The 13,482-nt window shown below is 45.6% G+C and carries 14 protein-coding genes; 13 read left to right on the top strand and 1 reads right to left on the bottom strand.

The window, feature by feature from the left end; translation table 11 throughout:
* The first annotated feature begins 176 nt into the window (after positions 1 to 176).
* The gene (locus tag AAV35_RS08380; protein ID WP_008592291.1) at positions 177 to 365 is read left to right on the top strand and encodes a hypothetical protein; all 189 of its coding nucleotides are present in this window, start codon (positions 177 to 179) and stop codon (positions 363 to 365) included.
* A gap of 90 nt (positions 366 to 455) precedes the next feature.
* Here AAV35_RS08380 and rlmN read toward each other — a convergent pair whose 3' ends face one another.
* Complete coding sequence (gene rlmN, locus AAV35_RS08375; RefSeq protein ID WP_008592289.1) at positions 456 to 1,547, bottom strand: dual-specificity RNA methyltransferase RlmN; 1,092 nt, start codon at positions 1,545 to 1,547, stop codon at positions 456 to 458.
* 197 nt (positions 1,548 to 1,744) lie between these two features.
* Between rlmN and AAV35_RS08370 the strand changes: the two genes are divergently transcribed.
* The 12 genes from AAV35_RS08370 to AAV35_RS08310 all read left to right on the top strand — a co-directional run bounded on the left by AAV35_RS08370 (position 1,745) and on the right by AAV35_RS08310 (position 13,439).
* Complete coding sequence (locus AAV35_RS08370) at positions 1,745 to 2,116, top strand: fluoride efflux transporter FluC (RefSeq protein ID WP_008592288.1); 372 nt, start codon at positions 1,745 to 1,747, stop codon at positions 2,114 to 2,116.
* Entirely contained in the window at positions 2,113 to 2,472 is a 360-nt protein-coding gene (locus tag AAV35_RS08365; RefSeq protein ID WP_008592287.1) for a fluoride efflux transporter FluC, read from the top strand. Before AAV35_RS08370 ends, AAV35_RS08365 begins: the two co-directional genes overlap by 4 nt.
* Positions 2,473 to 2,622: 150 nt before the next feature.
* Positions 2,623 to 3,861, top strand: coding sequence for a hemolysin family protein (locus AAV35_RS08360; RefSeq protein ID WP_008592286.1), 1,239 nt, complete (start codon positions 2,623 to 2,625; stop codon positions 3,859 to 3,861).
* Entirely contained in the window at positions 3,862 to 4,221 is a 360-nt protein-coding gene (locus AAV35_RS08355; protein WP_008592285.1) for a hypothetical protein, read from the top strand.
* 12 nt (positions 4,222 to 4,233) lie between these two features.
* Positions 4,234 to 4,419 carry a hypothetical protein gene (locus tag AAV35_RS08350; protein ID WP_008592284.1) on the top strand — a complete coding sequence of 62 codons (186 nt, stop codon included), beginning with the start codon at positions 4,234 to 4,236 and terminating at the stop codon, positions 4,417 to 4,419.
* A 234-nt stretch (positions 4,420 to 4,653) separates the two neighbouring features.
* Complete coding sequence (locus AAV35_RS08345) at positions 4,654 to 5,028, top strand: MerR family transcriptional regulator (protein WP_008592283.1); 375 nt, start codon at positions 4,654 to 4,656, stop codon at positions 5,026 to 5,028.
* Positions 5,025 to 6,518, top strand: coding sequence for a class I adenylate-forming enzyme family protein (locus tag AAV35_RS08340; RefSeq protein ID WP_008592282.1), 1,494 nt, complete (start codon positions 5,025 to 5,027; stop codon positions 6,516 to 6,518). Before AAV35_RS08345 ends, AAV35_RS08340 begins: the two co-directional genes overlap by 4 nt.
* Positions 6,515 to 8,023: an acyl-CoA dehydrogenase family protein gene (locus tag AAV35_RS08335; RefSeq protein WP_008592281.1), complete on the top strand. Its 1,509-nt coding sequence runs from the start codon at positions 6,515 to 6,517 to the stop codon at positions 8,021 to 8,023. Before AAV35_RS08340 ends, AAV35_RS08335 begins: the two co-directional genes overlap by 4 nt.
* A 137-nt stretch (positions 8,024 to 8,160) precedes the next feature.
* Positions 8,161 to 9,516 carry an IS1182 family transposase gene (locus tag AAV35_RS08330; RefSeq protein WP_065757349.1) on the top strand — a complete coding sequence of 452 codons (1,356 nt, stop codon included), beginning with the start codon at positions 8,161 to 8,163 and terminating at the stop codon, positions 9,514 to 9,516.
* 393 nt (positions 9,517 to 9,909) lie between these two features.
* Complete coding sequence (locus AAV35_RS08320; RefSeq protein WP_008589444.1) at positions 9,910 to 10,407, top strand: Lrp/AsnC family transcriptional regulator; 498 nt, start codon at positions 9,910 to 9,912, stop codon at positions 10,405 to 10,407.
* On the top strand, positions 10,404 to 11,570 hold the full coding sequence (locus AAV35_RS08315; protein ID WP_008589446.1) for an aminotransferase: 1,167 nt from the start codon (positions 10,404 to 10,406) through the stop codon (positions 11,568 to 11,570). Before AAV35_RS08320 ends, AAV35_RS08315 begins: the two co-directional genes overlap by 4 nt.
* A 93-nt stretch (positions 11,571 to 11,663) precedes the next feature.
* Positions 11,664 to 13,439 carry a helix-turn-helix domain-containing protein gene (locus AAV35_RS08310; RefSeq protein WP_008589448.1) on the top strand — a complete coding sequence of 592 codons (1,776 nt, stop codon included), beginning with the start codon at positions 11,664 to 11,666 and terminating at the stop codon, positions 13,437 to 13,439.
* Positions 13,440 to 13,482: the final 43 nt, after the last annotated feature.

Genomic DNA, 13,482 nt, shown 5'->3' with positions numbered 1-13,482 from the left:
AACAGTTACTTATACTAAATAAAAATTGACATTTTTGCAAATTAATATAAAACCTAACGCTCAGTGCCGGTGTTTTACGTTACCCTTATGTCAATTATGTCAAACCGGTTACATCTGTGTTTTTTGGGTTAGTCCCGTTCATAAAAGGGAACAATAGTAGTAAGAAGGAGGTGGGAATGGTGTGGTGGTTTACTATTGGGATGTCGGTGCTTGGAGGACTGATTACACTTACTGCTGTTTTCGATAAAAAGAACAAAAATGATTCCTACAGTCGTTATGATAACGAAGAGACAGTGGAAGAATTTTACCGCGAGCATGGGGCAGTCAGTAAGGCGGAGGATCCGGAATATACCAAATACTTCTGACGGAGGCACCGGCATACGTAAAACGTATGCCGGCTTATTTTTTCAATAAAAAATCGCCTCCTCTGTATAGAGTGAGACGATTTCTTCCGTTTAGACTCCCGCTTTTTCTTTCTTTCCTTTTTTACGGGCTTTTTCTTTTTCGATCTGTTTACTTCTGAGCTGGCCGCAGGCGGCGTCGATATCGGTGCCGTGTTCAGTACGGACCCCGCACTTGATGCCTCTGTCCATCAGAGTCTGGTAGAAGTTCAATATGGCTTCTTTGTCGCTCCGCTCATAAGGGTTATCGGCGACAGGATTATAAGGGATAAGGTTGACGTAAGACAGATGTTTCTTATCCATAAGCAGGTCCGCCAGCTGATGCGCTTCTTTCACGTGGTCGTTGACATCTTTCAGCAGTATATACTCGAACGTAATACGTCGATTCGTTTTCTCTAAATAGTAATCGATTGCCGGCATCAGTTTCTCGAGAGGATAGGCCCGGTTAATCTTCATAATCTGGGTCCTCAGTTCGTTGTTCGGAGCATGGATGGAGAGGGCCAGGTTGATCTGGATGCCTTCATCTGCAAACTCATACATTTTCGGTGCAATTCCACTTGTGGAAACCGTTATGTGGCGGGCACCGATAGAGAGACCTTTTTTATCGTTGACGACGTTAAGGAAGTCGATCAGGTTGTCGTAGTTATCGAACGGTTCCCCGATTCCCATCACTACGATATGACTGACGCGCTCGCCTTTTTGTTTTCCGTCAAGGTCATGCTGGACTTTCATGATCTGTTCGGTAATTTCGCCTCCTGTAAGGTCGCGGTTTTTCCTGAGAACACCGCTGGCACAGAAGGAGCAGCCGATATTGCAGCCGACTTGCGTCGTCACACATACGGAAAGTCCGTAGTTAAAACGCATCAGTACCGTTTCAATGATGTTTCCATCGTGAAGTTTAAACAGGTACTTGACAGTGCCGTCTTCGGATTCCTGTTTGATTTCTTCGGACAGTGTTTCGATGGTGAAGTTTTCCTTAAGTACGTCTATGCAGGACTGGTTCACGTTTTTCATATCGTCGAAGTCCGTGACCCTTTTCTGATAGAGCCATTCCCACACCTGTTTCGAACGGAACTTTTTCTCGCCATGGTCTACGAGCCAGTCCGTCAGCTGTTCGAACGTCAGTCCGTAAATAGATGTTTTCATAAATACGCTCCTCGTTGTCTAAAATTCGCTATTCCTATAGTAAGGGATAGGAGAAACAGATACAAGATATATGTTTCATAAAGTCAAGTGGAAAGCTTAGAAGGACGCAGGGATGATTTGTGATAGTATGGGTGATGAAGAAATAGCGGAGGAGAGCATCGACTGGAAACGGAATTTTAAGCGGGTGGAGAGATGACATGATATACATATTTATAGCAGTTGCAGGGTTTATCGGAGCAGTGCTCCGTTACATCACAGGGGAAGTTTTATTCAGGCCGGACACGATATTTCCTTTCGCGACACTCTTTATCAATATAGTGGGCAGTTTCCTGCTTTCGTGGCTGACGTTTCATACTCTTCCCATGTCTGCCCAGTTGAAAAAAGCGATTGGCACCGGTGTGCTCGGGTCTTTCACCACTTTTTCCACTCTGAGCGCGGAAACAGTATCGCTGCTGGAGAGAGAGTTCTACGCTGTCGCTTTTTTATACATATCTCTTAGCTTCGCAGGTGGCACTATAGCTGCCATCGCAGGCAGTAAAGCGGGACCGGGGAAGGGGGGAGAAATGTGACGATTCTTTCAATTATTCTCGTCGGTCTTGGTGGAAGTATCGGCGCCCTGCTGCGTTTTTCTTTCAGTGAAAAATGGAACAGTGGATCATTCCCTACAGGCACGCTGGCCGTCAACTGGTTCGGAAGCTTTTTTTTAGGAGCACTTATCGGAGCCGGGTTTTCCGGACATCCGTTCTTATTTGCGGGCACTGGAATGGCAGGAGCGTTGACCACCTTCTCTACCATGCAGCTGGAAGGAATTACTCTTTATAAAAGGATTGAAAGGAAGAGATTTCTTCTATATCAATTTATAAGCTACACGGGCGGAATCGCTCTTGCCTGGGCAGGAATGTGGGCAGGGAGATTATTCCATTAGCGGGTAGATATTCTTTCTTTTCACTGCTCTTTATTTAGGGTATAGTGAAAGAAATGTAATTCCGGCCGGATGTGAACATAAGCAGCCTTAAGAAACAGAGGCATCAGGTCAGCTATATTTTTTATGGAGTTTTTTAAGGAGGAAGCTGTTTTGATCATAGCGATAATCGTACTGATTTTTGTTTCCCTGTTCTTCTCGGGCAGTGAAACAGCACTGACGGCGACAAACAAAATGCGCCTGCAGTCTCAAGTCGATAAAGGGAACAAAAAGGCTGATAAACTACTTCGTCTCGTTTCCAGACCGGGCGAATTTATTACGACGATACTGATAGGTAACAATATAGCAAATATCCTGCTGCCGACCTTGGTCACCACTCTGGCTATTAAATACGGGTTCAGTGTAGGGATGGCCTCTGCGATTCTGACAGTCGTCATCATCCTTTTTGCAGAAGTCATACCGAAATCAGTGGCCGCCACGTTTCCAGACCGTATCGCGATGATTGTATACCCGGTGATCTGGTTTTTCGTCATTTTGTTCAAACCGCTGACCACTGTGCTGAACTGGTTCACGGACAATCTGAACAAACTCCTCTCCAAAGGACAGCCGAAGGACGTACAGGTATCCAAGGAGGAACTTCGTACGATGGTCGACGTAGCGGACTCCGAGGGACAGTTTAACGCAGAGGAATCATACCGGATCAAGGGCGTGCTTGATTTTTACAATTTGAACGTAAAAGATGTCATGAAGACGCCACGTGTGGATCTGGTGGCTCTGGATAAAGACGCGACTTTCGAAGAAGTGCGGGATGTAGTCGTCAACAATTCCTATACACGCTACCCGGTGTACGACGAAGAAATAGACAACATCGTAGCTGTGTTCCACTCCAAGTTCTTATTCGCATGGTACGAGCATCCGGAGGATCACTTCTCTTCCTATTATGATGCAGAACCCCTCCTCGTATATGAATTCCAGTCGATGGAGTCGGCTTTCAAGAAGATGATGATCAACAAAAAACACCTGGCTGTCGTTCTTGATGAGTACGGTGGTACAGAAGGTATTCTGACACATGAAGATGCGATAGAAGCGATGATCGGCATGGAAATTGAAGATGAATGGGACGACGACAGCGACCCGCTCATTGAACACCTCGGCGAAGACGAAATCATCTGTGACGGGAAAATAACGCTCAGCCGTCTGAACAGTATTTTCGATACGGATATACCTGAAGAAGAGGACGTCCTGGCCGGGTATATTCTACGGGAATGCAACGATTTCCCTGAACTGGGAGAAGTGATTGAACGCGAGCGTCTCCAATTTCAGGTGCTGGAAATCGAAGGCCGTATGATACGCCGGGTTCATATTAAAAAATTGCCTGAGGAGGAAGAATAAATGACGGCGGTTATAGGTGTCGTGCTGGTCGTTATTTTTCACATTACGGTCAGCGAAGTTGTACTGAAAAGGAAATGGGGAATTGAACCGGACAGAACAGGGATGACCTGGGCCGGACGGGACAAACGTTTCGTTGTTCTTGAAGTATTTCTTCTTATTGCGGCTTTTACCTTCCTGTTCCTGACGGGCGGAGCGGATGGTATGTTTTTCGTCGTCCCTCTGCTGCTGGCGGCTTATTTTCTTTCCCAGGTGATAGAAGCCAGGAGACGGGACGATGGGGACCGCAGCTACTATTATGACGGTCTGGCTGTCCTGTCCCTGTTACTGATGACCCTGTTTTCATTCCTGGGCACCGTCTAAGGAGGTCGCGATGTGAATAAAGAGGAAGAAATTCTTGAGGAACTTAAGAAAACGAACCATCTGCTGGAAGCGCAGAAGGATGAAGTCACGCCTTTTCAGGCGGTAATGGATATGGTGAGATCGTTACTGGTCGGAATTTTTATAGTAGGGCCGGTTCTGGCACTTATCCTTGCGTTCGTCAACATCATCGGAGATTAATAACGGCAGTAATGATTTGTGGAGACAGAGGATTTTTCCTTTGTCTTTTTTATTTTTTTATTTGGACAAAATAAGCACGTTTCCTATCGAACCGTTACGTTCACAGCACTATTTTATACACAGGAGAAGAAAAGATTTTTTAAAAAGAAATAAGAAATCTGAAAAATTAAAAAATATATTGAAGTTAACGTTAACGTCAATGATAAAATGAAACTACAAAGGAGGGGAGCTGTGGTGAAATCGATTCGGGAAACGGCTGTATCTTTCGGAGTAACTCCACGGACGCTGCGCTACTATGAAGAAATCGGGTTGCTTACACCCGGGCGCTCCTCCGGTAATCAGCGTGTATATGCCAGTCAGGATGCGGCCCGGTTGAAACTGATTCTGCGGGGGAAAAAATACGGATTCTCGCTGGAAGAGATCAGGGAGATGATCCTTCTTTTTGATGAAGACCGGTCAGGACGAAAACAATTGGAGCGTTCGATCGAATACGGGGAAAAACGAATTCGGGAAATAGAAACTGTTATTTCGGAATTCCAACTGTTAAAAGAAGAAATGGTAGAATGGCTTATGCACTTCGAACAAAAATTGAAGGAGGAAGAGTCATGAATACATCTGAACTGCTTGCCCGCAATGCCCGTAAATATCCCGCTCAGGATGCAATAGTCTTCCAGAGTAACCGGCTCACCTATGCCGAGCTCGATACTCTCGTTAATAAGTTCGGCAGTGCTTTAAGAAAAAAAGAAATACACACAGAGGATAAAGTCGCCCTGTTTCTGCCGAATACCCCCGAGTTTGCCATAGCCTATCTGGCTGTCCAGCGTATTGGAGCTATTGTTGTGCCGGTGAATGTAAAGCTTACAGAGGAAGAGGTGCTTTATATCCTTCAGGACAGCGGAGCGAAAATGCTGATTGCCCACGAAATGGTCGTCGCTCCAGTCAAGAATATTTCTGCCCCGGTGCTGAAAGTGAAGACCGGAGAAAGGACAGAGGAATGGGACTCATTTTGGGCACTGCTTGAGGAGCAGGAAGATACTCCGATTGAATGTTACTTGAGGGAAGATGATTTATCGACTGTTTTATACACTTCCGGTACAACCGGTAAACCGAAAGGTGTACTGTTTCCGTATCGCAGTATTTTAAATGTGGCTACGATGATCAATATCGAAATGGAAGTGAAACCGGAAAGCCGTATTTTACTCAGTATGCCTCTCAGTCACTCGGCTCCTCTGCACTTGTTTTTCATGGCGGGCCTGATGACGGGTTCCACCCTGGTGTTGACTCCTACATTCACCCCTGAGCTATTTCTGGATACGATAGAAAGGGAAAAGACCACCCATTTCTTCGGTGCCCCTGTCGCTTATCTTACGACGATGCAGATGGCAGATCCCCGGGAACGGGACCTTTCTTCGATGAAATGGTGGGTCTATGGCGGAGCTCCTTTATCATCGAAAGAAGTGCACGCCATAAAGCAGGCTTTCCCTTCCGGCAGCCTTACTTGTGTTTACGGTCTTACGGAAGCGGGGCCGAGTGGCACACTGCTTTTCGATGAGGAACATGAAAAGAAAGCCGGGAGTATCGGCAAACGGGCTCCCTGGGGCACGGAAATATGTCTGATCGATGAAGCTGGAGAAAACGTCCCTAAGGGCGAAGTAGGGGAAATTGCTCTTCGCGGGGAAGGAAACATGCGTGAATACTTCCGTAAAACTCACGAGACGGAAGCGGTATTTGCAGGTGAATGGCTTCGGACCGGAGACCTCGCGATGCAGGATGAGGACGGGTATTACTGGGTAATTGATCGTAAAAAAGACATGATCATCTCCGGGGGAGTGAATATTTATCCGAAAGAGATAGAAAATGTAATGCTTGAAATCGAAGGCGTAAATGAAGCAGCCGTTATCGGTATCCCACATCCGGAGTGGGGAGAGACGGTGAAAGCCGTTTATGCAGGTACTGCGGAGGAAGAGAAAGTGAGAAACGTCCTTGAGAAACGGATAGCTTCTTACAAAGTACCAAGAATATATGAACAAGTGGCAGAACTGCCAAGAAACGCTTCGGGTAAAATCTTGAAACAGGCCCTCAAAGGAGGGGAATTATGAAAGTACTGACAGAAGAATACGAACAGCATAACTTTTATGAAGAAGATAAGTTTTTGCAGAAGATATTAAAAAAGTATATGACATCCGATATGTTCAGCTATGCAGATAAGAATCTGAGAGAATTCGGACAACGTGCGGCAGGACCTATAGATGAACGTGCCGTCCACACGGACAGAGAAGGCCAGCCGAGACTCGAACGGTACGACAAGTATGGAGAAGAGGTTTCCCGGGTATGGGTGAACGAAGGGTATAAACAGACGGTAAAAGAAACGTATGAAACGGGAATCGTCGGTTACGTACACAAGAACATCCCTGAGCTGGGTGAAAAAGGAACCTACACGTATAGTTTTGCTCAAGGATACCTTCTCTCCCAGGCTGAACCAGGCTTCTATTGCCCTGTCACTCTGACGATGGCGACGGCATATCTGCTCGACCATTATGGTGGTGAGGAACTGAAAGAAACGTATCTTCCTCACGTCCTTGCTACCGGAGACATGGAGCTGTATGAAGGAGCCACTTTTCTGACCGAGAGGCAAGGAGGCTCGGATGTGGGGGCGAACGTGGTCGAAGCCGTGTCTATAGGGGAAGACTACTACTTGTACGGGGAAAAGTATTTCGCCTCGAATGCAGGTATGTGCGGGGTGGCAATGGTTCTGGCCCGTATGGAAGACTCAAAGGAAGGCTCGCGGGGGCTCTCCCTGTTCCTCGTCCCCTGGGAAGGAGGCAACATAAGGATCCGCCGGCTGAAAGATAAACTCGGAGTTCGCGCGGTACCTTCTGCCGAGGTGGAATTCACCGGAGCGAAAGCTTATCTCGTCGGGGAAGCGGACCGCGGTTTCTACTATATGATGGAGGCTCTCAATCTATCACGGATCTGTAACGCAGTCGCTTCACTCGGAATCATGAGACGAAGTTATACGGAAGCCCTTCTCTATGCCGACGGGAGAAATGCTTTCGGACGCCGACTGGCCGGTTTTCCGATGATTCAGCAGACTCTCCAGGAGCTTCGGATGAAACTCGAAAAAGAAACGGCAGCAGTTTTTGAAATGGTACAGCTCTATGAAAAAGTGACGAACGGAACTGCTTCTTTTGAAGAGGAAGCTCTGAATCGTCTTTTGATTGCTATCATGAAAAAAGAAACGGCAGAGAAATCGATTGAGTTTGCTCATGAAGCGATAGAAATGCATGGGGGGAATGGATACATCGAAGATTTTGTTACACCACGGCTCCTGCGCGATGCCCAGGTGCTGACTGTGTGGGAAGGAACGGCGAACATACTGGCGCTCGAACTTCTTCGACTTATAAATAAATATGAAGCCCACACATTATTTATCAAAATGCTGAGGGAGAAATCCACTGATGGAATGGAGAAAAGAATTGATGGAATGGAGGAACGGCTGCTGCGATTTGCAGGTTTAGAAGAGACGGAAAAGGAGCTGGAGGCGAAGTCGCTGATGAAAGACATGGCTATTCTATTTGAAGACGTCATCTATGAGCAGTTATAAGTAACAGGAAAAAAGACAGGGGCTCCTGTCTCAGGCTGTCGAGAAAGTCTCGGCAGCTTTTATTTTTTCTGTTTTTTTAATAGATCACCGCGTTAATTTGTTATAATAGCTGTAACTTATCAACGAAAGGTGATTGGATGTTTCAATCTAAAACTGAACGACAAAATGAAATCGAAATGGTTACCATTGAAGAGCTTGTCCCTGAAGATCATCTCCTACGCAAAATTGACCAATACATAGATTTTTCTTTCATTCCTGAAAAAGTCCGTCCTTACTATTCAGAAGATAATGGTCGTCCCTCTTTGGATCCTCTTGTTTTATTCAAAATGATGTTCATTGGTTATATTTATGGCGTTCGTTCCGAACGCGAATTGGAGCGACAAATTCAAACGAATGTTGCTTATCGTTGGTTCTTAGGGTTGAATCTTACAGACAAAGTCCCCCATCATTCCACTATTAGTTGGAACCGCCGCACTCGTTTCAAAGACACGGATATCTTTCAAGAAGTTTTTGATGAAATCGTGCTCCAAGCGATGAACCACCGTATGGTCTCCGGCCGTGTATTATTCACAGATTCCACGCACTTGAAAGCCAACGCTAATAAGAAGAAATTCTCAAAACAAGAAGTTGAAGTAGAAACGGTAGACTACCTCGAAGATTTGGAAGAAGCCGTAAGAAAAGATCGTGAAGATCATGAAAAAAAGCCTCTGAAGGAAAAGGAGGGGGTAAAAAAGACAAAGGAAATTAAGGTTAGCGACACGGATAGCGAGAGTGGTTATCTTTACCGGGAGAATAAGCCGGAAGGCTTCTTTTATCTTGATCACCGTACCACAGATTTAAAGCATAACATCATTACTGATGTTCATGTAACGCCAGGAAATATTCATGATTCCAGACCTTACTTACAACGTTTGGATCGCCAAATCGAACGATTTGGCTTTGAGGTGGAAGCTGTAGGTCTAGATGCCGGCTATCTGACGAACCCTATATGTCATGGGCTTATAATGGAAAGAGGAATATTTGGAGTTATTGCTCATCGAAGGTACCAGTCAAAGAAAGGGCTTCTTCCGAAATGGAAATATGCATATGATGAAGAGCGGGATGAATATGTGTGCCCCCAGGGTGAAGTTTTAAGCTATTCGACCACCGATCGTGAGGGGTATCGGCATTACAAATCAAACCCTGAAAATTGTGCAGATTGCCCTCTTCTAGCGAAGTGTACCCAAAATAAGAAGTATCAAAAAACGATCACTCGCCATGTATGGGAAAGCTCGAAGGAGAAGGTTCGGTTGAACCGGCTTTCTAATGAAGGCAAGTGGATCTATCGCATGAGAAAAGAGAAAGTTGAACGTAGCTTCGCAGATTCAAAAGAACTGCACGGGCTGCGTTATTGTCGCTTGCGCGGAAAAGAGAATGTATGCGAACAAGCGTTACTGACGGCGGCCTGCCAAAACATGAAAAAGATTGCCCTCCACCTATCCAGGGTGAGATAGGTGAAGGAGAGTCTTTTTCGGTGAGGGGAGGGCGAATACCAGGAGACTCCTGCGGAAAAACGGGCGACCCGAGACCCCGCAGTGTGGGTTTTCACGAGGGAGGCTCGGGCGTTCGTCCGCGGAAAGCGAGTGGTATTCGCCCGCACGAACTGCACAAAAAAAGCTTGCAGAAAAACACGGGGTTTCTCTACAAGCTGAGACAGGGGCTCCTGTCTTTTTTTCTGCGGTAACATGTCAGACAGATCATTCTTCAATTATGGTTCTGAAATTCCATAAAAAATTTAATTATTTAAAAAACTATCATTATAACCGTTCTCAAACGAAAGAAATGAGTTATAATGGATAAATCAAACCTTTAATACACAACAGGAATCTTGAAAAGCAGGTGAGAGTATGCAGGAACAGGAAATAGAACTGTTACAATTGATTGAAAAAAATGCCAATCTGGAACCCTCCAAAATTGCGAAGCTGATGGCTGTATCGGAAGAAGAAGTGCGCGAACTTCTCCGTAGTCTCGAGGAGAAAAAAGCGATTCTCGGTTATTCGACTCTGATTGACTGGGCAAAGGTGGTCCAGAAAGAAGAAGTGACCGCAATGGTGGATGTGAAAGTGCAGCCGGCGAGAGGCAGCGGCTTCGATAAAGTCGCAGAACGGATTTATCGTTTTCCGGAAGTGAAAGCCGTGTATTTGATGTCCGGAGCGTATGATCTCTCTGTTTCTGTCGAAGGAAAAACAATGATGGAAATAGGGCGGTTCATCTCCGAAAAACTTTCGGCTCTTGATTCTGTTCTTTCTACGACGACACATTTCGTACTGAAACGATATAAGCATGATGGAATTATTCTGGATGATGAAGACGATAATGATAAAAGAATGGTGGTGACACCATGAAGAAAACGTCTTTTTTGTCAAAGCAGGCCGACAGTCTGCAACCGTCGGGCATCCGCCGTTTCTTCGACCTGGCAGCACAGATGGAGGACGTCATTTCTCTCGGCGTAGGGGAACCGGATTTCGTCACTCCGTGGAGTTTTATCGAACACAGCTTCCATGCTCTTGAACAGGGATATACGTCTTACACAGAAAACGCGGGAATGCTCGATCTGCGCGAAGAAATCAGTAACTATCTGCTCGGGAGTTTCGGAGTGAATTACGATGCTGAAAAAGAAACCATCGTTACGGTCGGAGCCAGTCAGGCTATCGACCTTGCATTAAGAGCTACAGTGAACCCGGGTGAGGAAGTGCTCGTCGTGGAACCGGGGTTTGTTGCTTACGTGCCGACAGTGAGTCTTGCAGGGGGAACGCCCGTTACGATTCAGACAAGACCAGAGGATGATTTCAAACTTACACCGGAACTTCTGGAAGCTGCGATTACTCCAAGAACGAAATCGATTATACTGTGCAATCCGAATAATCCGACAGGCGCTGCGTTAACGAGAAATGAACTGGAAAAAGTGGCGGAAGTCGTCGAAAAACATGACCTGCTCGTACTTTCTGATGAAATTTATGCAGAACTTACGTATGAAGATGTACATACGAGTTTTCCTTCCATCGAAAACATGAAGGAAAGGACTGTCCTGATCAGCGGTTTCTCGAAAGCATTCGCTATGACCGGCTGGCGGCTTGGTTATGCAACAGGACCGGAGGAAATTATCCAGACTATGGTGAAAATCCACCAGTTTACGATGATGTGTGCACCGACCATCGCTCAGCATGCAGCACTTGAAGCTATGAAAAACGGGAAATCGAGTGTCGATCACATGATCAAAAGCTACAAACAGAGACGTAACTTCATCGTAAGCAGTCTGAACGAAATCGGCCTTTCCTGCCCGAATCCGGGCGGTGCCTTCTATGCGTTTCCATCCATAAGAGAAACGGGATTAAGTTCGGCTGACTTTGCGGAAGAATTACTTCAGGAAGAACAGGTAGCCGTAGTACCCGGGAACGTATTCGGAGAGAGCGGGGAGGGATTTGTACGCTGTTCCTACGCCACTTCTCTCAAACAGCTCGACGAAGCGATGAGACGGATCAAGCGTTTCGTAGACCGGAGAATTTAAAAAATATACGGATAGCTCAAAAAAAGGCGGGGCCTTTTTTTGAGCTGTTTTTTTATTGAGTGCAGTGAAAGTCGTCCAGAAAGGAGAAACTCAATGGATAATGAAAAGAAACTGATGAGCCTGATCAATTCCGTGAACGTATTGAACTCTACACGGGACTTGCCGGAAGTGCTGGAGCAATTGATTCAGGAAGTATTGAATGTTGTTGGAGGAGCGAACAAGAGCGTACTGTTTCTGTATGATGATAGGGCAGACATACTGTACGCGAAAACAGCGGTTGGATTTGATATGACGTACATGAAGGAGATACGCCTAAAGCCCGGGGAAGGGATGAGTGGAAAAACATTTCTCGATGAAAAAGGTCGCATATTTTCTGCTTTAGAAGACACGGTGGAGGGCATGGCCGACATTTCGGATAACATCAGAAATATTTACTCTCATTCGCTCGGACGGATGGAGTATCCGGTAAGTGCTATTTGTGTACCTCTCATTTCCGACGGAAAGTGCATCGGTGTTCTGACCGTCGACGTGTATGAAGATGATGTGCAATTTGAGCAGGAAGATCTAAGGCTGCTGGAAACGTTTGCGAATCAGGCGTCTATAGCGATTGAGAATGCAACATTATTTTCACAGAACGAAAGGAACAAAAGAATTCATGAGGAACTTTCTAAAGTTTCACTGGCGAAAGGAGGACTGGCAGATATCACCTCCACCCTGTCGAAACTTATTGATGAACCGGTGATTGTTTATAATGAAATGATGGATATAATAGCAACGTCCGAGAAAGAATTGTATTCAATATCCCTCGAGCTGAAGGAGGAGACCATACAGGGGGCGGAGCGTCCTGTTTTTGAAACGGAAACGCTCTCTGAACAGGTCTCACTCGCCGGGGAGGAACGACTCGTCTATTTTTTCCCAATAGCTGCTGACACACGTTTTTTCGGATTGCTCGCTGTCCCCATAATGAATGGTACGGATGTGGATCCACTGGATCAATTTGCCGTAGAACAGGCGGTGACTGTATTTGCCATGGAAATCGATCGCCAGGAAAGACTCGTGGAGGAGCACTTCAATTATTCCGGGTCTATTCTCGAGAGGATCATCCATCACCCTTACGAAGATCTATCCTCGCTGAATTTAACAGAGATGAATTTCCCTGAGCATGATTACCACAATTATTGTATAGCTCAGTTGTACTTTAGGGACCCATTGCTGTCTTTTGAAAAAATGACTGAAAAGAAGCAGAAAATAATGAGGATGTTTTACCGTGAATTTTCAAGACTACCATACAGGACTCTCGTTTACGACCGGAATCTGGAAGTCAACGTCATGTTTACAGTTCCGGGGTATCTCTCGGAGACGGCTGTATACGAAAAACTCGGCCGTATTTTCAATAAAATAATGAGTTATTCTTCTTCATACGCCGGGATATCCGGGAGTATAGGGCTCGGAAGAACAGTCACAAAACTGAACGAAGTACACTATTCCTACTACGACGCTAAGAGATGTGTGGAATTTCTGCAATCCACTTATCAGGAAAGGTATATAATGAATTACCGGCAACTGGGACCGTATCGGCTTTTTTTGAAAATGGAACGGGACGAGTTGCGTAACTACAGAAGCGAAATTCTTCTTCCGGTAATCGAACATGACGAAAAATACGGGTCGGAGCTTTTGAACACGCTGAAGATGTATCTGGATACTAATCAGAATATGGCGGAGAGTGGACGACGACTGTTTCTTCACGTGAATACTATTAAATATCGCCTGGCAACGGTTTATAAAATTCTCGATATCAAAAGTCTTTCAGGGAAAAAAAACTTTGAATTGCAGCTGGCTTTTCGAATAAATGACTATTTGAATGAATAAAGTTATAGGTAACCGACAAAAATTTCGTTTTGTTTTTGTCGGT

This window comes from Salimicrobium jeotgali (genome assembly GCF_001685435.2).
In the GTDB taxonomy this organism is placed as follows: Bacteria; Bacillota; Bacilli; order Bacillales; family Halobacillaceae; genus Salimicrobium; species Salimicrobium album.
The sequence above is the reverse complement of the archived record's forward strand: the minus strand, read 5'-3'. Positions and strand labels throughout refer to the sequence as shown.